Source organism: Pseudoalteromonas sp. SR44-2 (genome assembly GCF_014163745.1).
Lineage (GTDB): Bacteria > Pseudomonadota > Gammaproteobacteria > Enterobacterales > Alteromonadaceae > Pseudoalteromonas > Pseudoalteromonas distincta.
Genome location: NZ_JACJDW010000004.1, coordinates 44,719 through 67,591 on the forward strand (window position 1 = coordinate 44,719; position 22,873 = coordinate 67,591).

Below are 22,873 nucleotides of genomic sequence, written 5' to 3' on the forward strand. Positions count from 1 at the left end.
TGGGTTTATTGTAATTTTTGTGCGCCTTTTGCAACACTATTTAGTGAGGTTGAAAGGGAATTTATTAAAATCAACGAGTTACGCTGTCTCTATTTGGCGACACATTGTTTTATAGTGCTGGCTGTTAATCGTATTAAATATAATTGCTGGTTCAGCTAGTGTATAAGGTAAGCACTTAATAATAGAGCGCTTAACTTAAAAGGACTAAACGAAATGCCAGCAACCATAGCTAAAAAATACCAAGCAATGCTTAACTGGCGGCCTAATTTAATTGGGCAATTTGCAATGAGTATGCTGCTTTCGCTACTTCCGCTTTCTATAGTGGTGATCGTATTTTTAAATGCGCTTAATAAGCAATTAGCGGTTACTCAAAGTATTGTGAGTAGTAACTACCAAGTTACCAAATCGTTTAACACTCTAAAACAAGAGCTCAACAGCCTTGAGCGCGCCACTAGGCAAAACTGGGTATTAAAAAGTGAATCGCTAGATAAGCTCATTGTTGATAAATGGCAATCATCCCTACAAAGCATTGATGAACTCAAATTTGTAAACACGAATAAAGAGTATATCCACCAATGGCAACGCTTATATACCACCTTACAAACCGCGCATGTAAAACTCGTTGAGCAAAAACAACAACAAGCTGAGCTATTTGTGCCAGTGAGCGATTTAATTGCTGAGCTTACTTTATGGTTACGTGATAAAAACGAAGCGCAAATTACCAATAACCAAAATGAGCTTACAAGCCTGCAAGCGTCATTTATAAACTGGCTGGTGGCACTTATTCCACTGACTTTAATTGTTGGGGGAGGTTTTTTATGGCGCATAAGTGGGCGGCTAAAAGGGTTAACTACGGTTATTGATAAGCTTGGGCAGGGGCATTGGCAGCAAAAAATATCTGTGAAAGGTTCAGCTGAGCTTGTTGAGCTAGGAGAAAAGCTCCAATGGGTACAAGAACAGCTTCATATGCTTGAGCAGCAAAAAGATACTTTTTTACGCCATGTAACTCATGAGCTAAAAACGCCGCTTGCTTCAATGGTTGAAGGCACTGATTTATTAACTGATGAAATAGTAGGTCCAATTACCGCTGAGCAAAAAGCAGTGCTTGAGCTTATTAGCCAATCTATGGTGCGCCTTCGTACAATGATTGACAGTTTGCTGAGTTATAATGCGATTCGCACCAGTAAAGACAGCTTAAGCGAAGTTGAATTTAGTCTTCTTATTAATAAAATTAATAGCCATTTTGAGCATCGCTTAACTGCGCGTCAGCAAGCTCTGCAGTGGCAAAATACTTTACCTAACAAACCGCTTGCTTTACCTAGTGAGCTTATTGAGATGATTTTAATTCAGCTTATTTCAAATGGCTTAAAATTTTCAGAAGATAAGCAAAGCGTTACTATTAATTTAGCGCTTGAGCAAAACCAGCTTTGTATCGTTGTGATTGATAAAGGGTGCGGTATTAAAGAGCAAGAAAAAACTCAAATTTTCAGCGCATTTTATCAAGGTAAACACAGTAAAAATGTTACGCTGCAAGGCAGTGGGCTGGGTTTAACTATTGTAAAAGAGTCTGTTGAACAGCTAAGAGGTACACTTAGTGTTGAGCATAACGAGCCACATGGTTGCCGGTTTTCAATTAAAATTCCCATAACAAAAAATCTAGGAGTTAATTAACATGCGCTTGCGTTTAATCGCTATTTTATGTGTGCTCAGTAGCAGCATGGTTATATCAGGTTGTGAAATTAATAATGGGCAAGAAGAGCGTGTGTCAATTACACCTGCACCTGTGGTCGATACAAAAAAAACGATCGACAAAAACAGTAACCCTAGTCCAAAACCTAGACCAAAAATTGAACCAAGCTATCCTCCTACAGAGCAAGTTATTGCATGGCACGCTAATCAGTGTGGCGGGTTTAAATTGGTACCTAGCAAAGATGTTTTTACAGGCGAAAACGAGCTTAAACGCTTTTTTAAATTTATGTGCTTAAACATAAATAATGATCCAAATACGGTAATGACTCAGTTGCTAAAGCTCGATCTTGCTTACTTTTGGCCTGATGACATAAAGCAATATTTATGGCTTCAAAAGCAGCAAGTAACTATGCAAATAAATGCTAAAAAAGAGCAGCAAGCACTTAATAATAAAATGCAAGAAACCCTCTCATCGTTAGCAACGATTGAGCAGCAACTTTTACTACGAGAAGAAACGAAGGAACAGTAATGATGGCAGCAATTAAAGTGCAAAGTGCAAAAGTATTACTCGTAGATGACGACGCTAGCTTATTAAAACTGCTCGCTATTCGTATTGAATCAAAAGGATACGAAGTAACAACCAGCGAAAGCGGCTTAGCCGCACTACAAATACTTAAAAGCCAAGTGTTTGACGCGGTAATAACCGACTTACGTATGGATGAAATGGATGGTATGGCACTGCATCGTCAGCTGCAAAGCCGCTATCCTGCATTACCTGTCATTATGATGACAGCGCACGGTTCAATTCCTGATGCGGTAGAGGCGACTAAACAGGGCATTTTTGCATTTATAACTAAACCTGTGGATAAAGACGAGCTATTTGACAGCCTTGCAAAAGCGATAGAAATTCATGGTGTTAACGCCGATGAAGCTGCACCTAAAAGTAATATAGTTACGCGTAGTGGCACAATGCTGCACTTGCTTGAGCAAGTAAAGCTACTTGGGCCAACACAAGTTAATGTGCTTATTTCGGGGGCTAGTGGTACAGGTAAAGAGCTACTCGCACAAGCGATTCATCAGCATAGTCATGTAAGTGGTGGCCCTTTTGTTGCAATTAACTGCGGCGCTGTACCAGGTGAGCTTTTGGAGTCTGAATTATTTGGTCATAAGAAAGGCTCTTTTACGGGTGCAATTAAAGATCACCAAGGTTTGTTTCAACAAGCAGAAGGCGGCACGTTATTTTTAGACGAAATAGGCGATATGCCACTTAACTTACAGGTTAAGTTACTGCGCGTATTACAAGAAAAAACAATTCGCCCAGTAGGTTTTCAAGAAGAGATAGCGATTGATGTACGTATAGTTTCAGCAACACATAAAAATCTTCCTGAAGCTATTTTAAACCAGCAATTTAGAGAAGATTTATACTATCGCTTAAACGTAGTTAATTTAAAATTACCGCCACTGTGTGAGCGCCGCGAAGATATAAGCTTATTAGCACAACATTTTAGTGCAAGCATTGCTAAGCGCATGAACCAAACTGAAAAACGCTTTGCAAGCGATGCTATGCATGCGCTTGTTCGTTACGATTGGCCAGGTAATATCCGCCAATTACAAAACGTAGTAGAGCAGGTTGTAGCATTAACACCGAGTGATGTTATTTCAGAGCACTTAGTGTTAGCTGCGCTAAATAGTAATGAAACAAACGTAGAACCATTATCACTAAACGACGCTAAAAAAGAGTTTGAGCGCGACTATGTAATTAACACTTTAAAAATGGCAGGTGGTAACGTAGCTGAAGGCGCTAAGCTTGCTAAGCGTAACCGTTCAGATTTTTATAAGTTGATTAAAAAGCATAATATTGATGTTGATAATTTAGGTTAAGGAAAAGCATGCAGTTATTTATGGTGTATTTAGGCGGTCGAATTCAGGGTTGCCATATTGAAATGCACGATATTCGCTTTGTAGTAGGGGAGAATATAGAGCAAACCTACTCAAAGTTAAAAAGCCAGTGGGTAGGCGACAGAAGTAGTGTTCACATGGATAGCTACATGGCAATTAATCATATTGATGGATTTAAAGTAGAAGTAGTTGATACTTATGTTGAGCAAAATAAACAACTCTACTTTGTAAATTTAGGCGCTTACAGAAGTGATTCCATGGCTGAGCAACATGATTTTGCATTGTATGTTGCAAGCAGTAGCCATGAAGCTAAAGAGCGCGCTAAAAACGATTTACTCGCAGGGCTTAGTCATATTCATAAAGATGATTTACATGATGTGGACGATTGCTTTGCCATTGATTTACTTGACAGTCAGCTAAACATTAAGCTCACGCCCAGCGGTATATCGCAGCCGATAAAGCCGGACTGGTTTGGCTATCACATACTTTAAATTATAATAAGTAGCTAAAACTGAGTAGGATTAAGAGTCCTGCTCGTTTTGTTCATCCTTCTCGCTTTTAGCCGCCATTTTAAACGCCACAATAACCAATCCAAACATAGCAAACGGCAGTGCTGCCAACATGTATTCAACCACATTACTGTCTTGAAAATTTGCTTGCAGTAAAAAGTGGCCCGCCACACACATTAAAATAACCACTAATAAAATGGGCAGTAATATAAGTTCTTTTTTTGATGAATGGTCTTTCATTAATTGCGAAGCTATAGCTGAAAATAATGCGCCATTGTAATGAGCTTACTTAAGCTTGGCAAACACCGCAGAATTTTTTAATTAATGTTATGATTAACATCAAACAATTTTATTAATGTTTATGGGAATAAAGTGAAAAGTAACTTAAAACAAGTTTACCTCGTTGGTGGTGCAGTGCGCGACAAACTGCTAAATATAAAATCAAAAGATAACGATTATGTAGTGATTGGTGAAACGCCAAAAACGATGGAATCGCTTGGTTTTGTGCCAATAGGTAGCGACTTTCCGGTTTACTTACACCCAAAAACAAAAGAAGAATATGCACTAGGGCGCACAGAGCGCAAAAGTGGTAAAGGCTATACTGGCTTTGTGGTTGATGCAAGCCCAACCGTTACGCTAGAAGAAGATTTAGCAAGGCGTGATTTGACCATAAATTCAATGGCGCTTGATGAACACGGTAATATTATTGACCCGTTTAATGGCCAAACAGACTTACAAAATAGAACACTGCGCCACACCACTGAGGCATTTGTAGAAGACCCTGTTCGAGTACTGCGTATTGCCCGTTTTTTAGCGCGCTATGGCAGTGACTGGAGTATTCACCCAAGTACGTATGCATTGATGCGCGAACTTAAAAATAAAGGTGAGCTAAATCATTTAGTACCTGAGCGCGTGTGGCTTGAAACAGAAAAAGCAATAGGTGAAAAGCACCCAGAGCTTTATTTTGAAGCACTGCAAGGTTTAGGTATTTTTCCAGAACTTGAGCGCATGGTTAATGTACCGCAACCGGCAAACCATCATCCTGAAGGGGATGTGTTTGTGCATACTATGTTGGTACTTAGGCGTGCAGCCGATTTAAATTTTAATTTAGAAGCACGTTTTGCTGCACTTACCCATGATTTTGGAAAAGCGCTTAGTTTTAAAAAGTATGGAAACCTACGAGGGCACGAACGCGAAGGCGTTGCAGTTATAGAGGCGTTTTGTGAGCGTTTAAAAGTGCCTAACCGTTTTCGCGATGTTGGTGTACTCACCAGTGATAATCACACTCTTTGCCATACGATTGATCAGTTAAGGCCGCAAACCATTCACAAGCTAATAGTGACTAACTTAAATGCGTTGGTACACCCAGAACGTTTTATAGCGTTTACGCAAGCATGCCAATGCGATGCACAAGGGCGTGGTGAAACACTGGTAGATAAGCCATACCCGCAAGCTGCTAAACTGCGAGCAATTCATACTGAGCTGCAAAAAATGGATAAGAAGCAAGTAGTGCAAGATGCACTTAAAAATGGCAAAAAAGGCCCTGAAATAGGCGAAGAAGTAAAACTTGCAGAAATAAACTGCATTAAAGCATTTTTAGGACATGAGAAGTCCCAAGCGTAATAAAATTAGACTAAGTAGTGCGATACGCCTTGGTTCTTAGTCGCGTCGTGCTTTCTTAGCTCTTTGTAATTGGTGCTTTTTGGTTTTATCTCTTCAGGCTCAGGTTTTTTAGAGGGCCTGTATAAGTCAAAAATAAAGTCTAGTTCTTCACGCTCTAGTGATGGTTTCATGGGTATTCCTTCAATTTAATACTTTAATATGATGTAGGGTATGGTCATTCGACTGAATTAAAAGTGAATAGTTACATATGAAGTTGTACTAAATTGTAACCGGCAGCTTTTAAGGGATGAGAGGGGTTTATTTGTTAATTTATATAGAGTTAAGATAAATTAAAGTAACTCTTTTTAACTAAAAATATACAACTGAATTTAACTTATTGCGTACTTACTATTTGCATATAATGCTGGGGCTATAAATATAACGGTACAAATATAACGGTATAAATACAGCCCTAACCATTAGCTAACGGCAATGTTACGGTAAACACGACACCATCACCTTGTTCGTTGTTTTGCGCGGTTACACTGCCTTTATGGTAGTCGCACACCAGCCTTACAATATAAAGCCCTAACCCCAAATGTGGCTGTTGCTGCATTTGCTGGCTACGTACCGACACCATAGAATCAAAAATATGCTCAGTTAATCCTTCGGGTAATGCGGGGCCTGTATTACTCACTGTTAATGTTGCTTTATTTTCGCTCTGTTTAAGGCTTACATTAATAGCCGTATTGGCTTTGCTGAACTCCAGCGCGTTATTAATAAGTTTATCAAGCAGCTGAGCTATAAACTCCGGTGCACCTTGCATAGGTAATTTGTTTTGGCATACATCAAGTGAAAATAACTGGTTTGGGTAAGTAAGCTGATAGCCTTGCATGCAGCCATTTATTACTTTTTGTAAATCAAAAGGCTCAGGCTCGTTGCTTTGAATACTTTGCTCAAGGCGAGTGGCTTCGCTCATAGTGGTTATTATTTTACCTAAGCGTTCAACGCCTTCGCTGGCGCGATCGAGGTATTTTTGACTCAGCTCGTTTTGTGGCAAGCTTTGCAAGTTCTCGAGTGACGAGCGCACTACGGCAACTGGCGTGCGCAGCTCATGCGACAACCGCGACGACATATTTTCTAAATAGTCGGTATAGCCGCCCAATCGGCTTACAATATTTGCAAAGCTTCGTGAAAGATCGCCAATTTCATCGTTAGCGTCGCTGTAATTAATACTGCCGGTAACACGCCCTTGTGCATCAATTGCTTGCTCCGCTGTATCGCGCAGCCGCCTAATTCGGTTCGATATACGTGAGGCAAAAAAGAATAAAGTCACAGTACCAATTAGCATCACAGCTAAAATAACGTTAAAGAGTTTTTCGAGCGATTTGTTACGCAGCGTACGTACGCCGTTTGTGGTTTCCTCAGCTATTACCGCGCCAATTACTTGGTCTTGAATCCAAATAGGGTAAGCGGCCGATAAAATAACGGCTTTACTGTCGGGAGTTAAGCGCCAAGACGATGCTGGTTGTCCTTTTAATGCTTTCGCTAAATGTGTGCCCTGCATAGAGGCTACATCGTGCAGGGTATCTAAAAACTCATTTTCGGGGCGCGTTAATATTTTATAGTAAATTGGGTGTAAGTAATTTTGCTCAAAGCGCTGCCACCAAGTTTCAGGTGCTTGGTTAGCAAGCCCATCAGCCCAAACGCCATCTGCATTTTGAATAGTACCCGATTGCGCAAGTACGCGATGATGGTTATCAACCACCCAAATACGGCTACCACTGTGGCCCATACCTTTTAAAATACGGCTAATTTCTGGGGAAGGGACTAATACTGAGCCTAAATCGTTTGGGTTATTTAAGTTTGAGGTCGACATTACTTTAGGCTTTAGCAATGCCTCTTTACTATCAATGTCAACAATAGCAAAGCCAAGCTTGTTGCCCAGCATGCTAATTGGAAAGCGCAGCTCTACGTTATAACCTGATTCGGTACTTTCAAAATAGCCCTGAATTTTAGTAAAAGGGGCTTTGGTATTTGCATCAAACGCATTAACCCAGCCATCTTGGCGCGGCGCAATAATGTAAGTATTAAATTGGCCGTCAGGTGTTTTTAAGCCAATTTGTAAATAATCGTTATTGGTAATGCTTAAGCTGTTTTTAGCGCGGTAAATTAATGTGTTGTCGGTTACTTTAAATAGCGCATATAAGTAATTATCAAACTTGCCCACCATGTGATCAAACGACAAGTCGCTGCCTTTATGATCCTTGTCTGCTTTTTGTAAGTAGCGTTTATCGTAATGCCAAAAGAGTGGTTGGTAGCTTTCCCAATCGGTGAGTTTACCGTCTAATTGAATAGGGTTTTTAAGATTATAAGCGTATAAGTCGCGCCCTTTTACTACTTGGTCTAAAAAGTTGGTTTGTTCGTCAAATAATGCGGGGCGCTCATGTAATGCGGTGGCAAGTGCTCGAGTGGTGCCTACGAGGGTTTTTTCTTGGCCTTGGCGTAAAAACTTTTCCATTTCCCATACGTACTCGTAGCCAAGCCACGGTAGCAAAAACAAAAAACATGAAAGTAATATAAATTTACTGCGCAGACCAAATCGTAGCATTAGTGTTGTTCCCACCTGTAACCCATGCCATACACGGTATCTATGCAATCAAAGGTGCTGTCGAGTGCTATAAATTTTTTACGAATACGTTTTACGTGCGAAGTAATAGTGCTGTCGTCTACATAAATTTTTGCATCGCTCATTAACTCATTACGGCTTTTAACATGGCCTGGTCGCTGGGCGAGTGAATGCAGCATCCAAAATTCGGTTACGGTTAAATCAACTAATTGTTGCTGCCAAAATACCTGCATACGTTGTGTGTCGAGCGTTAACTGCCCGCGTGTTATGAGAGCGTTTACATCAGCGGGTTGTTCAAGTGCTTCCATTCTGCGAAACAACGCTCCAATACGTGCAGCTAAGTGAGCCAAGCTTATGTCTTTTGTTAGGTAGTCGTCGGCACCCATGCGTAGGCCGCATACGGTATCTATTTCGCTATCGCGGGCGGTTAAAAAAATAATAGGCAGCGTTTTAGAAAGCGATCGCAATGTTTGGCACAGTAAAAAACCACCATCTATTTCATGGCCTAGGCCAATATCAACAATGGCTAAATCGGGCAGGGCATTTTTAAATTCAGCTTCAGCGCTGGCACGGTCGGCAAAGCCCCTTACTTGATAGCCCTGTGCGCTCAGCATTTCTATGTAGTTTTCGCGGATTGCGGGTTCATCTTCAACGATGGCTATTTTTTTCATCTTAATCATTATCCTATTGCCTCTGTTGTGCACTATAACGAAGTTTTTAAGCTAAGTACGCTTAAAAAGGCAATTGCCATTTTTTTGCCACAATTGCTCAGCAGTTTGCCATTTTTGCTCCCCTTTGCTGCCACTTGAGCTTGTTTTAATACACCCATCAAAACAAAACATCACAAATTAAAAAGTAAGTTTAAGGATCAAATCATGAAGAAGACATTAATCGCATTAACACTGATTGCTAGTTTTTGTACTCCAGCAATTGCCTCAACATCTAACACGCCATCAAAAGAAGCTCATAAAGAAACGGCTATTGGTTTAGGTGCAGGCGCTATCATTGGCGGCGTAGTAGGAGGGCCAATTGGTGCGTTTATTGGGGCATTTGCTGGTGGTTTAATAGGTGATTCAAAAGTAGCTGATAACAAAATTGCAGAGCAAGAGCGTGCAATTACGGTTATGAAAGAAAAAACCAGCGATTACCAACACGTGCTTAACCACAACAATATGTTAGAGCAGCAGCTAGAAGTGCTTGCCAATCAAAATGAGCAGTTAACTCAAGTTCAAATTAATAACTTACTGGCGATGACGGTGCAATTTAAAACAGGTTCAAGTGTTATTGCCCCGCATTTTGCACTGCAGTTAGACCAACTGGTTACCTTGTTAAACAACCAACCACAACTCGCACTTGATTTAAGTGGCTTTGCCGATCAGCGCGGCGATGAGCAAGCCAACCTTTTACTTTCTAAAGCGCGTGTAAATGCCGTGCAAAGCTATTTAATAAAACATGGCGTGAGCCATAAACGCTTAAGCACGCAGGCATTTGGCGAGCAGCAAACATTGGCTAATAGCAACACAGTGGAAGACAACTTTTTTGATAGACGCGTAACGCTTACCACTCGCTCAATGAGCCCAGCAAATGGCCAAACGGCGAGTAACTAAAACTAACTGAATCTAAGTAAAGCTAAGCGTTCGATGGAGTGATTTATGTTTAAATTGAGTAAACCAACCAAAATGCTTACTAAGGTAAGCATTTTTATATTCATAGCGATTGTGCTGTTAGTGAGCTTTAAAAGCCATGCGCAATCACCTAAGTTAGAGCTTTTTGATGGTAATGGTGCGCCAGCAGGCCCAGCAATAATATTAAAAAGCGGCGCCAATATGACCTTAACTGGCCTAATTAATCATGTTGTAGTTACGCAAACCTATCAAAACGAAAACCCGTTTGCAGTTAACGCGCGCTACGTTTTTCCATTGCCAGATGAAAGCGCCGTGCACGCCATGACAATGCGTATAGGTGAGCGAGTTATTAAAGGCCAAATTGATAAAAAGGTAGAGGCCGAAAAAAAATACGAGGAGGCTAAAAAAGCAGGCAAGCAAGCGGCCCTAGTACGCCAACAACGTGCGAATATGTTTATTACGAATGTGGCTAATATTGGCCCCGGTGAGCAAGTGATTATTGAGCTTGAGTATCAAGAAATAATTGACTACAGCAGCGGTACATTCGCTATTAGATTTCCTACTACCATTACACCGCGTTATCACGCGATTAGTGGTGAGGTTGAGGTTAGTACTCAAAATCAAGCGCACGTTAACTCACTCCCAACGGGATGGTTAAGCCCTGTTTACAGCATTAAAAGCAGTACTCAAAATGATAACGTACCAAGCAGCCAATTTACCTTAAACATTGATATAGATGTAGGCTTAGAGCTGGTGGATATCAGTTCTAAATTTCATAATGTTGATGTACAAAACACCGCGTTTGGACAATATAAAATAGCATTAAATGAGACAAATGCAGTTAATCGCGACTTTTTACTAGAGTTTAAACCGCTGCAAAAAGATCAAGCTCAGGCCGCATTTTTTACTCAGCAGTTTGAAAATGGTGACCGATACGGGCTTGCTATGCTTATGCCACCAGGGGATCACTTTACACAAACTCAGCGATTACCTCGCGAAATGGTATTTGTAGTTGATACGTCAGGCTCTATGCACGGGCAATCTATGGAGCAAGCTAAAAAAGCCTTGTTTTATGCACTGTCATTACTTGATAGCGACGACAGCTTTAACATTATTGGTTTTGACAACATAGTAACTCCAATGAGCGATAAACCACTTATAGCCAATGACTTTAATTTGCGCCGTGCAGAGCGATTTATTTATAGCCTAGAGGCCGACGGCGGCACAGAAATACAAGGTGCGCTTAATGCCGTACTTGATGGCAGCCAGTTTGATGGCTTTGTACGCCAAGTTGTATTTTTAACTGATGGCAGCGTAAGCAACGAAGACGCATTGTTTAAAAATATTCAAAGTAAGTTAGGCGATAGCCGCTTATTTACAGTAGGTATTGGCAGCGCACCGAATAGCTTTTTTATGCGCCGAGCGTCAGATATAGGCAAAGGCTCATTTACGTTTATAGGCAGCACAAGTGAGGTGCAACCTAAAATGCAGCAGTTGTTTGATAAGCTTGCACATCCGGCTATTACTAATGTGGCGCTAAGCGATGAAAGCGGTAACAGCTTAGATTTTTGGCCATCACCACTACCTGATTTATATTTTGGCGAGCCTATCATGGTCGCTATAAAACTTAATAATGCTAAAAATTTGGTACTTGCTGGGCAAACAGCACAAGGTCCTTTAAGTATTAAATTAAGCACCCAAAATAGCTCAAACGCTCAAGGTATTGCAAAACTATGGGCGCGCCAAAAAATCAAGTCATTACTTTTATACAACGAGCAAAGTGTAGTTAAAGATGAAGTACAGGAGCTTGCGCTTACTCATCAATTACTTAGCCCGTTTACTGCTTTTATAGCGATTGAACAAACTCAAATAAAAGAAGTGGCAGATCAAACGGCGCAAGCTACTAATGCAGTACCACAAGGTATGGCAATGCGTTTACCGCAAACCGATGGGCAAAGCAGGTTACATATATTACTAGGCTGTATTTTATTATTGGGATTTGGCGCCCTTAAAATAAACCGATCATTTAAGTTAAGCAGGGCACGTAAATGAAAAAGTGGCTAAGCGTGGGCTTACTAATAGCTGGGCTTGGATTATTTGGTCACGGCGCTTATATGCAGGCAAAAGCGTGGCTTGCTCAAGTATTAATTGAGCAAGCATGGCAAGAGGCACTTAAATCACCAGACACTAAAGTAAAACCGTGGTATTACGCCGACAGCTACGTGACTGCAAAGCTTGATTGGCCAAGCCATAATAAAACATTAATTGTATTGGCTGGAGCGAGTGGTCGTAATTTAGCGTTTGCGCCAAGCCAATTTTTACCTGCAGGGGAGCTGGGCGGAAAAGAATTTGGAAACGAAAAAGGCGCGCTAATAGCAGGGCATAACGACACCCACTTTGCATTTTTACAACACGCAAAAGTGGGGGAGGCGTTTACTTTGCAACTGCAAAGTGGGGTGATTCAAAATTATAAGGTAACGGGGATTGAGGTTATTCATCAATCCCAAAACTCATTTTTACAAACACCTGGGCTGTATTTGCTTACCTGTTACCCTTTTGATTCGCTTGCCTCGGGTACTGATTTAAGGTTGCTTGTATTTGCGCAAATGTCTTCGCCTGATTCACTAAGCGGTATATCCACCACAAGTTCTTGATGGCGCTGGCTTATCATTACGCCAATAAATACCACAAATATGCTCAGCCATTGCCAAACGTTGAGCACTTCGCCCAAAATAATAGCTGACAAAATAAGTGTAAAAATAGGAATTAAATTAGAGTACGCAGCAGCGGTTAATACCGATACTTTGCTAATTGCATAGTTGTACATGCCGTAGCCGCCAAGGGTTACACACGAACCTAAATACAAAATGCTCATGAGCGCAGTTAAGTCGTGTTGGTTTTCGCTTGGTAGGTCGATAAAAAATAAAAACGGCGCAAAAAACAAGCTGCCGCTAATACCTTGCAACGCAATTAAAGTCAGGGGCGAGTAGCGATTAGCTAAATGTTTAATACTTACGGTATAAAATGCAGCGCACACCATCGCCATAAGCTCTAAAAAGTTACCTAGTAACGGATTAGGTGCTTGGTCGGTACTTGGTGAAAGAAGCGTAAGTAAAATACTGCCGCCTATACACAGCGTAAAACCAACAACAATAGCTTTGCTTATATGTTCTTTAAGTAATACAAAGGCGAGCAACGCAATAATAATAGGCAAGCAAGAGACAATAACACCGGCCTGCGAGGCTGATGTGTATTCCATTGCATGGCCTTCAAATAAAAAGTATAAGCAAGGCTCAGCAAGCGACATACCCACTAAATACTTCCAGTCACCTTTTAAATACTCAAACCGAATAACGTAGCGCCATAAACAAAGCGACAAAACTAACGTGGTGAGCATGCGTAAAAATATCACCAATGCAGGGTCGTAAATAGCAATGGCGTATTTGAGCGCAATAAAAGAGCTGCCCCATAAAAAGGTGGCAATAATTAAACATAAACTGGCAGGCATAGAGAGTAATTTACTTAATTTAATAAAATCAGATCCTAGCATGAAAATTTTTAACTTGTTCAAAAATACCGAGCTGGTATAAATTAATTCATCTTTAATTAATCAATAGTAAAAAGCACATGCAAAGGGAACAGGTAATAGTTGTAAAGCTTGGTACAAGCGTACTAACTGGCGGCACCGATAAGCTAGACAAAGCACATATGGTTGAATTAGTACGCCAATGCTGCGAGCTTAAAAAGCAGGGGCATCAGGTTATTTTAGTATCGAGCGGCGCGGTAGCTGCTGGGCGCGAACAACTATTAAAACCCTGTGGCAGAAGCTTAATTGATAAACAAATGCTTGCTGCAATTGGACAAGGCCAACTTATTCATATTTGGCAGAGCTTGTTTGCTTTATATGGGGTAAATGTAGGGCAAATGCTGCTTACTCGCGCTGATGTAGACGACAGAGAGCGCTACCTTAATGCCCGCGATACACTCAATGCGTTATTAAATTACGATGTTGTGCCCATCATTAACGAAAATGACGCAGTCGCTACCAGTGAAATAAAAGTAGGCGACAACGATAATTTATCGGCACTTGTTGCTATTTTGGCTAATGCTAATAAGTTACTGCTACTTACCGATCAAGAAGGGTTATTTACCAGCGATCCGCGAACAAACGCCGATGCCACCCTCATTGGCGAAGTAACACATATAAACGATGAGCTGCGCCAACTTGCTGGTGGCAGTGGTACAAACTTAGGTACTGGCGGCATGGCGACTAAACTGCAAGCCGCCGACATTGCAAGGCGTGCAGGTGTTGAAGTTATTATTGCAAAAGGCGCAGGTAAAAACGTTATTTTAAAATGCATGAGTGACGAGTTACCTGGTACACGCTTTTTAAAACTCACCGCCCCAAAAGATGGCCGTAAAAAATGGCTACTAGCTGGGCCTAAAAGTACCGGCCAAATTGTTATAGATGCAGGTGCTATTAGTGCCCTTCAAAATAAAGGTGCAAGCTTACTTGCTAAAGGCGTTACTAATGCATTTGGACGTTTTGAAAGAGGCGATTTAATTGATTTAATAGATACTAAAAATCAAGTGATTGCACGTGGCTTAACGCGTTTTAGCAGTACCGAGGTAAATAAAATCAAAGGCGCACATTCAAATCAAATAGGTGAGTTACTTGAATACGATAGTGGTGCAGAAGTATTGCATCGCGACGACTTAGTATTACTTTAATACCTGTTCTAAAGGATTAGTTAATAAGTATTACCTCGTAACTTAGTAAATTCATGAGTATTGTCTAGACTAATAAAAGTTTAATTAGTTTAGGCAGTGTAATGAAGGCAAATAAGTGTGGGCACGAATGGATTATTAAGCTTACCCAGCAAGAGGAAGAAAGTGATTTAGATAGCGCATTAATACAAATAATTGGCGACTTGCTCGAAGTTGATAATTTTGCCATTTACGTCAATAAAAATTTTCAGCCCCCATACCCCCTACTCTTATAAATTCAAATAGTAATTTAGAGCAATTAAGCCCAGATGAAGCATCATTGTTATTACAAAAGGTCACTCAAAATAAAATTAGGGTGAGCTATGCCTTTAGTAGCACAACAAGTTACGTGCCTATTTATCATTTTGGAAAAGTAGTCGGCACTTTATTAATAGAAACCGAGCAAGAATTACCAGAACGAACAACTATGTTAGCTGTACATATTTTAAATATTTATGCTAATCAGCTTGGGCTATTATATAAGTCGCGGTTAGATCCACTTACAGAGCTTTTAAATAGGCAAACATTTGATAAAAAAGTAATTGAGATTGTATCGGGTAACGGTTTTTTGTTACCAAGAAATGATAACAATAAAAAGCGACGTTGGTATTTAGCTATTGCCGATATCGACAACTTTAAAAATATTAATGATAACTACGGGCATGTAATTGGCGATGAGGTTATTTTACTTGTTGCACGGCTACTAAAAAATAATTTTAGAATTGAAGACTATGTATTTAGGTATGGTGGTGAAGAATTTGCAATGTTATTTCAAGCAAAAACAGAGGCTGATGCACATGTTGCACTTAACCGGTTACGCCTTAATGTTGCCCAATACCCTTTTCCACAAATTGGCAAATTAACCATTAGCATTGGTTTTTTAGAGTTAGTGAGTATTGATACTGTATCGAGTATTGTAAATCAGGCTGATTTAGCGCTTTACTACTCTAAAAATACTGGCCGTAATAGAGTTACCTCCTACAGTGAATTAGAAGTTAATAACGAACCAAAGATAGATAACAGTATTGAGCTTTTTTGATTGTAAATTTGTGCTAAAATCTGGCTCCTTAAATTGTTGTAAGCAGAGCACAGAACATGAAATTAGTTCGTTGGTTTTTAGGTTGTATAATCTTATTCTTTAATTTTGTATTTACTCCTCGCAGTAAAAAGCGTGCAAGCGACGAGCAAGCACAGCTTGATCAGCAAACCTCACAATTTAAACTGTACCAATTTAAAGCATGCCCGTTTTGTGTAAAAGTACGCCGCGCTATTAAGCGCGAAGGCTTAAACATAGAAACGCGTGATGCAAAAAATAATGAGCAATATCGTCAAGAGCTTCTTGAGCAAGGCGGCAAAGTTAAAGTGCCTTGCCTGCGTATAGAGAAAAATGGCCAAGTACAATGGCTTTATGAATCAAACGATATTATTGCTTACTTAAACAAAGTAGCTGCATAAACCACTTTTATTATCTCACTTATTTAAAGAGAATTTACCATGACAATTCGCACCCGTGTTGCCCCGTCGCCAACTGGTGACCCGCATCTTGGCACCGCTTATATCGCCTTATTTAACTACTGTTTTGCTAAACAACAAGGCGGTGAATTTGTACTTCGTATAGAAGATACAGACCAAGTACGTAGCACGCCAGAGTCTGAACTTGCGATTATGGATAGCTTACGCTGGTTAGGGCTTGAGTGGGATCATGGTCCTGATGTGGGTGGCGAATTTGGTCCTTACCGTCAATCTGAGCGTAGCGATTTATATAAAAAATACGCGCATCAGTTAGTTGACGATGGTAAAGCGTTTTACTGCTTTGCAACAAGCGAAGAGCTTGATCAAATGCGTGAAGAGCAAATGGCGGAAGGCTTGCGCCCTAAATACGACGGTCGTGGTTTAAACCATACAGATGAAGAAATTAAAGCAAACTTAGCGGCAGGTAAACCTTACGTTATACGTATGAAAATCCCAAGCGAAGGCACATTTAAGTTTAACGACTACCTACGAGATGAAATTGAGATCCCGTGGGAAAACGTAGACATGCAAGTGCTTTTAAAAGCGGATGGTTTCCCAACGTACTTTTTAGCGAACGTAGTTGATGACCACCATATGCAAATTAGTCATATTTTCCGTGGCGAAGAGTGGATTAACTCAGCACCTAAGTTATTAAAACTTTACGAAGATTTTGGTTGGGAAGCGCCAGTACTTGGTCATTTACCATTACTACGTAACCCAGATAAATCAAAGCTATCTAAGCGTAAAAATCCAACGTCTATTAACTACTATAAAGAAATGGGTTACCTACCAGAAGCCGTGCTTAACTACTTAGGTCGTATGGGTTGGTCAATGCCAGATGAGCGTGAAAAGTTCACACTTAATGAAATGATTGAAAACTTTGACATGAAGCGCGTATCGCTTGGTGGCCCAGTATTCGACGTGGATAAATTAAGCTGGTTAAACGGCATGTGGATCCGCGAAAATCTAACCGACGAGCAATTAATTCAGCGCTTTGTTGATTGGAAGTTTAACGGTGAAATGTTAGCTAAAGTATTACCTGAGGCTAAAACGCGTATTAATACCCTTTCGGATATGGTTGAGCTTGCTGGACATTTTGTAGGTGGTATTCCAACTTACGATCCTGCGCTATTAACAGCTGGTAAAGCAGACGAAAACGTAATACGCCAAGCACTACAATTTTTTGTATGGCAGCTAGAAGGCTTACGTAGCTTTGATAAGCCCGCTATTTTTGCAATTGCAAAAGAAGTGGCTACATTCCACGAGCTTAAAATTAAAGACTTTTTAGAGCCAATTTTTGTTGCAATTACAGGCAAAACATCAAGTACGTCGGTGCTTGATGCAATGGAGATATTAGGCTCTGACTTATCACGTGCTCGTTTACGTGTAGCGCTTGCTCATTTAGGTATTTCTAAAAAGCAGGCTAAAAATATAGAGCGTGCGTACCGCGAATACCCAAGTGCATAATTGCTAAACAATGTACTTTTAAAAGCCGAGCTTATTATTTAGTAAATAAGCTCGGCTTTTTTGTTTCAGGCTGTTTGGCTATATGCCATCGCGTTTTGATATTGTTTAGTTCAAGCATTGACGCTTTAGCAAATGCTAAAATGCGTCATTTAAACAAAAGGAGGCAGTATGATTGCACCTGTAAAAAACAAAGCCATTTTTAGCAGTAACACATTTTCGATAAACCTTGTTACTTACCCAACCAATCATAGCGTAATGAACCATATTGACCCTGTGCAGCAAGGGCGCTATTACAAGCTTAATTTTGTATTAGAGAAACCTAAAGCGGGTGGGGTATTTAAATGCTCAAAATGCATTATAAATTTATTTAATCGCGTGTATTTGTTCAGACCCGATAAGTACGAACACAGCGTATCTAAAATCGAGTCTGGAAAGCGTGTACTACTGAGCTTTGCGCTTAATATATAATTTATTAATAGTCGTAGGCCTGTCCGGTGCATAAAACAGATAAGTCGCAGTACGATACAGACGTTTCACTACAAGAGTTAATAGTAAAAGCATTCCCGCCTCTGCGCATAGCATCAGTTTTAAGTAAATCAATCGCGTTTGATTTAGAGCGATTGTAACTTACATTATTGCTGCCCATGCCGTCGCCATCACAGCTTTCACCTTCTATTCGGCCTAAAAGTGTTGCGCCACTTTCGTGTGCTTCTTGGTCGCTATAAAATTGCTGTAAATCTCTTTTATTAACGTAGGTGCCAATTTCTTGAGATAAAACACCGTTGTCTATATCTGTATGATAAGTCATGCCTGAACAACCAGTTATTGTGGCCAGCACTGTTATTGCCATTATAAAACGTAGCATATTTATTAGTCCCTTAATTTATTATTTGAAATAGTAAATTACTAACAAAATCAAATGCGGGCAATGTTTACTACTAAGTAAATTGTTAGCATTTGTAAATGTATTTAGATTTTACTGAGCATCGGGTAAGTAAACCAAAAGAAGTGGCAAACATTAACTAACCAATGACATATAATAGCCCACGCTAAGCGCTGCGTTTTATAAAAAATATAGCCGTATCCTAAGCCTGCAATAAATGAAACCAATACATAGTTAATTCCTCCAGCAAAATGTGCTAAAGCAAACACTGCAGCAGTCATTATTGGGGCAAGTAACGCTAGGCGAGTAGATGAGATTATTTGGCTAAGTTTGGTTTGTAATAACCCTCTAAATAAAGCCTCCTCAGCTACACAGGTAAATAAAAGATTAATAGCAATAAAGGCTAACCAAAAGTCGGGCACTTTTGGGTTAAAACTTACAAGTTCAAGTATTAAAGCCACAGTGAGCGAAGCTAAAACCGTAGCAATAATTATAAAAATGGGTTGCTTAACATCAAGCAAAGTAGATTTATTAGGGTCTGCTTTAAAAGGCTTTTTATTTGAATCTAAGTTTGAAAAAAGGTAAGCACAAAGAAATAACCCCGCCATAGCTTTATCAAAATTAGCATAAAGGGTAAAAGCAATCGCATCGCTTGTAATACGCTCATCTATAACAATAGGGAGGTTATTAAAACCAGGCACCCAATGAAGTGCTAATGCCAGTGAGGAAATTATAAAAACAGTACCTAAAATAGCGCGTATTATTGCCCGCTTTGTATTTAGCGCACAGTAGTATAAAACAACGTAAAGCCCAGTGCTGAGCAGAGCATACAAATTTATATAACCTTGAAAATACCCACTTAGAACACTTAAAGCCATTAAGTAGTGCCAAAGGGGTTGCCGCATTATTGATATTTTGCAGTACGGAAAAACACATATAATTGATAGTGCTAATAAATAAAAGGTCATTGTTTTTTATTACTCTGTTTTATTTAGCCATTAATCTAACAGATTCGACCTCTCAATATTTTTTTTCTGGTAATATAGATAGGTTATAAGCAGTTTAAGCAGTGAACAAACTATGTTAAGTCCTTTTTTTCAGCAGCATGCTGATTATGTTTCTATCTCTCGTGAGCAGGGTTGTCGCTTCGCTAAATGCGTTGCTGACGATTACAATCCACTTCATGACAAAGATGCCAAAAAGTTTTGCGCGCCAGGAGACTTACTTTTTTCATTGGTACTAGACCGCTACGGTATTAGTGAACAAATGGAATTTACTTTTGCCGGTATGGTTGATGAAAACACCAAACTACATTTCCCTGAGGGAGCAGAAGAGTTTGATGTTACCAATGGCGAAAAAGTAATTTTAAAGGTAAAGCGCAGCGGTAAAACCAGCCAATGCCCAGCACTAACTAATAGTCTAATAAAAAATTATGTTGAGTTTTCTGGTACTACCTTTCCGCATGTAATTATCCCATTAATGGGCAAGCAAGAGGTAATGATAAACCCTGCTCGTCCGATGATAATTTACGAATCAATGCTCATTAATCTTGATAACCTTGATATAACAACGCCAATACTTGAATTTGCAGAGCCAAGCTTTGAGTACACTGGTAAGCGCGGAAAAATTACACTACGTTTTAACCTGTTAGAAAACGGCGTTAAAGTGGGCAGTGGTGAAAAGCACATGGTGGTTTCGGGTATTCGCGAATACTGCCAAGCAACAGTTGACGATTTAATCGCGTTTTACAACGAACGTAAAGCAACACTAAAGCCAGCCTAAAGCTACATAAAATTATAAAAGGCGCTAAATACAAAGGTTATTTAGCGCCTTTTTTATTGTTTTAGCGCTAAGGCGAAAGAGATCAACCGCGATTAAATACTTTTCTGGACTGGTTAATTTACGCAGTACAGTAATATGCGTACAATAGCGCTCTTTGTTATTTTAAAGCTAAGCCTATGTCTGCCACTACGTTCTCATCACTTAATCTCGACCCGTTATTATTAACAGCGATTGAGCAAAATAATTACACTCAACCTACCGCAATTCAGATTAAAACTATTCCGCCTATTTTAGCCGGAAGTGATGTAATGGGCAGCGCGCAAACAGGTACGGGTAAAACCGCCGCCTTTGTTTTACCTCTATTACATAAGCTTTTAAATACCCCTAAAAAAGATGAGCAAGGCCTTGCCCGCGTTGTAATTTTAACGCCAACACGAGAGCTTGCTCAGCAAGTATTTGCCAGCTTTGAAAAGTATGCACAAGGCACTAACATTAATGGCGCTTTAGCCTATGGTGGTGCAAGTATTGGCCCTCAAATAAAAGCACTTAAAACAGCACAAGTTATAGTGGCGACACCAGGGCGTTTGCTTGATCATATAGTTAAAGGCAGCGTGGTACTTTCAAGCGTAGACTCTTTAGTGTTTGACGAAGCTGACCGCATGCTTGATATGGGCTTTATTGATGAAATTAAACGTATATTGCGACATATCCCGGGCGATCGCCAAACTCTACTCTTTTCAGCTACGTTTGATGACAGCGTGTTTGAACTCAGTAAGAAACTACTAAAAAACCCAGAACTAATTGAAGTTGATAAACGTAACTCAGCTGCGGTTGAAGTAGAGCAAGTTATTTACGCTGTTGATGAAGACCGTAAGCGCGAACTTGTATCGCACATGATAGGCATGAAAAACTGGCGCCAAGTGCTTATTTTTACTCGCACAAAACAAATGGCTGATAAGCTCGCTAAAGAAATGTGTAAAGATGGGTTAAAAACCGAATCAATCCATGGCGATAAATCGCAAGGCGCACGTGACCGTGCATTGCAAAACTTTAAAGAAGGTATTACACGCGTACTTGTTGCAACCGATGTCGCTGCGCGTGGTCTAGATATTTCTACACTTAGATACGTAATTAACTTTGAACTACCTTACATTGCCGAAGATTACGTGCACCGTATTGGCCGTACAGGTCGCGCTGGTGAACAAGGGCTTGCTATGTCATTGGTAAGTCTTGATGAGCAATGGCTGCTAGAAGAAATTGAAGTATTACTCGATACGCGTTTAACGCCGCAGTGGTTAGAAGGTTACGAGCCTGACTTAAATAAAAAGCCCAAAGATAATCGTAAAAATACGAATAAATCTCGAAAAGATCGCGATAAAAAACGCATTACAGGTAAAAGAGAGCCAAGTAGACGTCGTAAATAATAGCTTTTAGTTTACTTTTTTGCCTATACTGGAGCTATTAAATAGCCGAGGTAAAGTTAATGTTTGAAACTGATAAATGGGCATTCTCTGGTGTTGATGGCCAAATATCTTTGCATAAATGGCAAAAAACAATGGACCTTATCACGGGGCTTTTTTCAGCCCCGTCTGGTTATATAGTTCAGGCAACAAGTAAAGGCTATCGCGTTGTTATTAGAAATAACGAAGGTGGCTCAAGCTTTGAAACCAACCCGATACTTCCCCCTCAAACACCTCTTTTTTGTCGGCACGTCGCTGAAACTAATAATATTTTATATGTTAATGATGCAAGCAATGACGATGCATGGAACACCCACCCAGAAGTAGTTGAGGATGGCGTTGAATCCTACCTAGGCTTACCTATTCATTGGCCAGAAGGTGAAGTATTTGGCACGCTATGCTTAAAAGACACTAAAATAACTAGCTATACCGATGAATACTTTGAACTCATAGAGCAACTGCGCGATTTAATTGAAGACGACCTAGCGCTTGTTTACAGCTATGAACAAATGCGCGAAATAGCCATGTTAGACTCATTAACGAATATTTATAATCGCCGAGCACTTAACTTACTAGCTCAGCAAAAGCTTAATTTAGCACTGCGTTTGGGCTTCGACGTATGTTGCTTGTTTATTGATATAAACGACTTTAAAAAATTAAACGACACCTTTGGACATGAAGTAGGTGACAAAGCCTTAATTATATTGGCAGATACGCTAAAAAAACATTTAAGAGATGCCGATATAGTAGGGCGTTTAGGTGGTGATGAGTTTGTTGCAGTAATGCAATTAAGCGATAAAGGTAAAATTAGCTTCATCATGGATAAGATATCCTCTGAGTATTCAAAATCTTTACTCAAAGAAGACGTTTGCGATTTATCGCTCAGCATAGGTTATAGTTTTACTAACAAACAAAAGCAGCCCTTTGAAGCGCTATTAAATGATGCAGACCACGCAATGTATAAAAATAAGCAAGCGTATAAGCTCGCTAAAAAGTTGAACAATAAGTAGGAAAAAAATAAACGTTATTTTCAAAAAAACATCAGCGTT

24 protein-coding genes are annotated in these 22,873 nt (G+C 40.0%); 17 read left to right on the forward strand and 7 right to left on the reverse strand.

Annotated elements, in window-relative coordinates; translation table 11 throughout:
* Window positions 1-213: 213 nt before the first annotated feature.
* Genes H5115_RS03595 through H5115_RS03610 form a run of 4 tightly spaced genes read left to right on the forward strand, consistent with a single transcriptional unit; the run spans window position 214 to window position 4,079 of the window.
* The gene (locus H5115_RS03595) at window positions 214-1,671 is read left to right on the forward strand and encodes a sensor histidine kinase KdpD (protein ID WP_182753693.1); all 1,458 of its coding nucleotides are present in this window, start codon (window positions 214-216) and stop codon (window positions 1,669-1,671) included.
* A 1-nt stretch (window position 1,672) separates the two neighbouring features.
* A complete protein-coding gene (locus tag H5115_RS03600) occupies window positions 1,673-2,218 on the forward strand; it encodes a hypothetical protein (RefSeq protein ID WP_182753695.1) in 546 nt (181 codons plus the stop codon).
* Between the two features lie 2 nt (window positions 2,219-2,220).
* Window positions 2,221-3,570: a sigma 54-interacting transcriptional regulator gene (locus tag H5115_RS03605; RefSeq protein ID WP_182753822.1), complete on the forward strand. Its 1,350-nt coding sequence runs from the start codon at window positions 2,221-2,223 to the stop codon at window positions 3,568-3,570.
* Between the two features lie 8 nt (window positions 3,571-3,578).
* Window positions 3,579-4,079, forward strand: a complete 501-nt coding sequence (locus tag H5115_RS03610) for a DUF1543 domain-containing protein (protein WP_182753697.1) — start codon at window positions 3,579-3,581, stop codon at window positions 4,077-4,079.
* Between the two features lie 30 nt (window positions 4,080-4,109).
* On the opposite strand, the gene H5115_RS03615 is transcribed toward H5115_RS03610, so the two are convergent.
* Window positions 4,110-4,337 carry a hypothetical protein gene (locus H5115_RS03615; RefSeq protein ID WP_182753698.1) on the reverse strand — a complete coding sequence of 76 codons (228 nt, stop codon included), beginning with the start codon at window positions 4,335-4,337 and terminating at the stop codon, window positions 4,110-4,112.
* 132 nt (window positions 4,338-4,469) lie between these two features.
* Here H5115_RS03615 and H5115_RS03620 point away from each other — a divergent pair, with 132 nt between their 5' ends.
* Window positions 4,470-5,720 carry a multifunctional CCA addition/repair protein gene (locus H5115_RS03620; RefSeq protein ID WP_182753700.1) on the forward strand — a complete coding sequence of 417 codons (1,251 nt, stop codon included), beginning with the start codon at window positions 4,470-4,472 and terminating at the stop codon, window positions 5,718-5,720.
* A gap of 5 nt (window positions 5,721-5,725) precedes the next feature.
* Here the strand turns inward: H5115_RS03620 and H5115_RS03625 are convergent, their stop codons facing one another.
* The 3 genes from H5115_RS03625 to pdsR all read right to left on the reverse strand — a co-directional run bounded on the left by H5115_RS03625 (window position 5,726) and on the right by pdsR (window position 8,999).
* The gene (locus H5115_RS03625) at window positions 5,726-5,890 is read right to left on the reverse strand and encodes a hypothetical protein (RefSeq protein WP_164487638.1); all 165 of its coding nucleotides are present in this window, start codon (window positions 5,888-5,890) and stop codon (window positions 5,726-5,728) included.
* A 281-nt stretch (window positions 5,891-6,171) separates the two neighbouring features.
* Complete coding sequence (gene pdsS, locus H5115_RS03630) at window positions 6,172-8,310, reverse strand: proteobacterial dedicated sortase system histidine kinase (RefSeq protein ID WP_182753701.1); 2,139 nt, start codon at window positions 8,308-8,310, stop codon at window positions 6,172-6,174.
* Complete coding sequence (gene pdsR / locus H5115_RS03635) at window positions 8,310-8,999, reverse strand: proteobacterial dedicated sortase system response regulator (RefSeq protein WP_182753703.1); 690 nt, start codon at window positions 8,997-8,999, stop codon at window positions 8,310-8,312. The genes pdsS and pdsR overlap by 1 nt, the downstream gene beginning before the upstream one ends.
* Before the next feature lie 204 nt (window positions 9,000-9,203).
* On the opposite strand from pdsR, the gene pdsO reads away from it, so the two are divergent.
* The 3 genes from pdsO to H5115_RS03650 are packed head-to-tail and all read left to right on the forward strand — an operon-like array spanning window position 9,204 to window position 12,607.
* Entirely contained in the window at window positions 9,204-9,935 is a 732-nt protein-coding gene (pdsO, locus tag H5115_RS03640; RefSeq protein ID WP_182753705.1) for a sortase-associated OmpA-like protein PdsO, read from the forward strand.
* A gap of 45 nt (window positions 9,936-9,980) precedes the next feature.
* On the forward strand, window positions 9,981-12,005 hold the full coding sequence (locus H5115_RS03645; RefSeq protein ID WP_182753707.1) for a marine proteobacterial sortase target protein: 2,025 nt from the start codon (window positions 9,981-9,983) through the stop codon (window positions 12,003-12,005).
* The gene (locus H5115_RS03650) at window positions 12,002-12,607 is read left to right on the forward strand and encodes a class GN sortase (RefSeq protein WP_182753709.1); all 606 of its coding nucleotides are present in this window, start codon (window positions 12,002-12,004) and stop codon (window positions 12,605-12,607) included. Before H5115_RS03645 ends, H5115_RS03650 begins: the two co-directional genes overlap by 4 nt.
* Here the strand turns inward: H5115_RS03650 and H5115_RS03655 are convergent.
* Window positions 12,502-13,461 carry a DMT family transporter gene (locus tag H5115_RS03655; RefSeq protein ID WP_182753824.1) on the reverse strand — a complete coding sequence of 320 codons (960 nt, stop codon included), beginning with the start codon at window positions 13,459-13,461 and terminating at the stop codon, window positions 12,502-12,504. The two genes, H5115_RS03650 and H5115_RS03655, sit on opposite strands and share 106 nt — an antisense overlap.
* Before the next feature lie 119 nt (window positions 13,462-13,580).
* On the opposite strand from H5115_RS03655, the gene proB reads away from it, so the two are divergent.
* From proB to H5115_RS03680, 6 genes are all read left to right on the forward strand, one after another.
* Complete coding sequence (gene proB, locus H5115_RS03660; RefSeq protein ID WP_024597326.1) at window positions 13,581-14,684, forward strand: glutamate 5-kinase; 1,104 nt, start codon at window positions 13,581-13,583, stop codon at window positions 14,682-14,684.
* Between the two features lie 101 nt (window positions 14,685-14,785).
* Window positions 14,786-14,956: a hypothetical protein gene (locus H5115_RS20150; protein ID WP_259396316.1), complete on the forward strand. Its 171-nt coding sequence runs from the start codon at window positions 14,786-14,788 to the stop codon at window positions 14,954-14,956.
* Window positions 14,957-15,000: 44 nt separating this feature from the next.
* On the forward strand, window positions 15,001-15,759 hold the full coding sequence (locus H5115_RS03665; protein ID WP_259396317.1) for a GGDEF domain-containing protein: 759 nt from the start codon (window positions 15,001-15,003) through the stop codon (window positions 15,757-15,759).
* Between the two features lie 56 nt (window positions 15,760-15,815).
* A complete protein-coding gene (locus H5115_RS03670; RefSeq protein ID WP_002961611.1) occupies window positions 15,816-16,175 on the forward strand; it encodes a glutaredoxin domain-containing protein in 360 nt (119 codons plus the stop codon).
* 39 nt (window positions 16,176-16,214) lie between these two features.
* Complete coding sequence (gene gltX, locus H5115_RS03675; RefSeq protein ID WP_002961608.1) at window positions 16,215-17,699, forward strand: glutamate--tRNA ligase; 1,485 nt, start codon at window positions 16,215-16,217, stop codon at window positions 17,697-17,699.
* 168 nt (window positions 17,700-17,867) lie between these two features.
* Window positions 17,868-18,167 carry a hypothetical protein gene (locus H5115_RS03680; RefSeq protein WP_002958795.1) on the forward strand — a complete coding sequence of 100 codons (300 nt, stop codon included), beginning with the start codon at window positions 17,868-17,870 and terminating at the stop codon, window positions 18,165-18,167.
* A 4-nt stretch (window positions 18,168-18,171) separates the two neighbouring features.
* On the opposite strand, the gene H5115_RS03685 is transcribed toward H5115_RS03680, so the two are convergent.
* Window positions 18,172-18,564: a hypothetical protein gene (locus H5115_RS03685; protein WP_182753711.1), complete on the reverse strand. Its 393-nt coding sequence runs from the start codon at window positions 18,562-18,564 to the stop codon at window positions 18,172-18,174.
* A 104-nt stretch (window positions 18,565-18,668) separates the two neighbouring features.
* Window positions 18,669-19,550 carry a CPBP family intramembrane glutamic endopeptidase gene (locus H5115_RS03690; protein WP_182753713.1) on the reverse strand — a complete coding sequence of 294 codons (882 nt, stop codon included), beginning with the start codon at window positions 19,548-19,550 and terminating at the stop codon, window positions 18,669-18,671.
* A gap of 112 nt (window positions 19,551-19,662) precedes the next feature.
* Here H5115_RS03690 and H5115_RS03695 point away from each other — a divergent pair, with 112 nt between their 5' ends.
* From H5115_RS03695 to H5115_RS03705, 3 genes are all read left to right on the forward strand, one after another.
* Complete coding sequence (locus H5115_RS03695; RefSeq protein ID WP_182753715.1) at window positions 19,663-20,364, forward strand: DUF3581 domain-containing protein; 702 nt, start codon at window positions 19,663-19,665, stop codon at window positions 20,362-20,364.
* A 176-nt stretch (window positions 20,365-20,540) separates the two neighbouring features.
* Entirely contained in the window at window positions 20,541-21,788 is a 1,248-nt protein-coding gene (locus H5115_RS03700; RefSeq protein WP_182753717.1) for a DEAD/DEAH box helicase, read from the forward strand.
* 59 nt (window positions 21,789-21,847) lie between these two features.
* Window positions 21,848-22,834 (forward strand): sensor domain-containing diguanylate cyclase, encoded by a 987-nt coding sequence (locus tag H5115_RS03705; RefSeq protein ID WP_182753719.1) that lies wholly within the window; start codon window positions 21,848-21,850, stop codon window positions 22,832-22,834.
* Window positions 22,835-22,873: the final 39 nt, after the last annotated feature.

Coding starts and splice junctions, on each gene's coding strand:
- proB (WP_024597326.1), top strand. CDS start 13,581: ATGCAAAGGGAACAGGTAATAGTTGTAAAGCTTGGTACAAGCGTACTA.
- H5115_RS03645 (WP_182753707.1), top strand. CDS start 9,981: ATGTTTAAATTGAGTAAACCAACCAAAATGCTTACTAAGGTAAGCATT.
- H5115_RS03625 (WP_164487638.1), bottom strand. CDS start 5,890: ATGAAACCATCACTAGAGCGTGAAGAACTAGACTTTATTTTTGACTTA.
- pdsS (WP_182753701.1), bottom strand. CDS start 8,310: ATGCTACGATTTGGTCTGCGCAGTAAATTTATATTACTTTCATGTTTT.
- H5115_RS03690 (WP_182753713.1), bottom strand. CDS start 19,550: ATGACCTTTTATTTATTAGCACTATCAATTATATGTGTTTTTCCGTAC.
- H5115_RS03655 (WP_182753824.1), bottom strand. CDS start 13,461: ATGCCTGCCAGTTTATGTTTAATTATTGCCACCTTTTTATGGGGCAGC.
- H5115_RS03615 (WP_182753698.1), bottom strand. CDS start 4,337: ATGAAAGACCATTCATCAAAAAAAGAACTTATATTACTGCCCATTTTA.
- H5115_RS03680 (WP_002958795.1), top strand. CDS start 17,868: ATGATTGCACCTGTAAAAAACAAAGCCATTTTTAGCAGTAACACATTT.
- H5115_RS03705 (WP_182753719.1), top strand. CDS start 21,848: ATGTTTGAAACTGATAAATGGGCATTCTCTGGTGTTGATGGCCAAATA.
- gltX (WP_002961608.1), top strand. CDS start 16,215: ATGACAATTCGCACCCGTGTTGCCCCGTCGCCAACTGGTGACCCGCAT.
- H5115_RS03700 (WP_182753717.1), top strand. CDS start 20,541: ATGTCTGCCACTACGTTCTCATCACTTAATCTCGACCCGTTATTATTA.
- H5115_RS03600 (WP_182753695.1), top strand. CDS start 1,673: ATGCGCTTGCGTTTAATCGCTATTTTATGTGTGCTCAGTAGCAGCATG.
- H5115_RS03650 (WP_182753709.1), top strand. CDS start 12,002: ATGAAAAAGTGGCTAAGCGTGGGCTTACTAATAGCTGGGCTTGGATTA.
- pdsR (WP_182753703.1), bottom strand. CDS start 8,999: ATGAAAAAAATAGCCATCGTTGAAGATGAACCCGCAATCCGCGAAAAC.
- H5115_RS03685 (WP_182753711.1), bottom strand. CDS start 18,564: ATGCTACGTTTTATAATGGCAATAACAGTGCTGGCCACAATAACTGGT.
- H5115_RS03610 (WP_182753697.1), top strand. CDS start 3,579: ATGCAGTTATTTATGGTGTATTTAGGCGGTCGAATTCAGGGTTGCCAT.
- H5115_RS03695 (WP_182753715.1), top strand. CDS start 19,663: ATGTTAAGTCCTTTTTTTCAGCAGCATGCTGATTATGTTTCTATCTCT.
- H5115_RS03595 (WP_182753693.1), top strand. CDS start 214: ATGCCAGCAACCATAGCTAAAAAATACCAAGCAATGCTTAACTGGCGG.
- pdsO (WP_182753705.1), top strand. CDS start 9,204: ATGAAGAAGACATTAATCGCATTAACACTGATTGCTAGTTTTTGTACT.
- H5115_RS03605 (WP_182753822.1), top strand. CDS start 2,221: ATGGCAGCAATTAAAGTGCAAAGTGCAAAAGTATTACTCGTAGATGAC.
- H5115_RS20150 (WP_259396316.1), top strand. CDS start 14,786: ATGAAGGCAAATAAGTGTGGGCACGAATGGATTATTAAGCTTACCCAG.
- H5115_RS03670 (WP_002961611.1), top strand. CDS start 15,816: ATGAAATTAGTTCGTTGGTTTTTAGGTTGTATAATCTTATTCTTTAAT.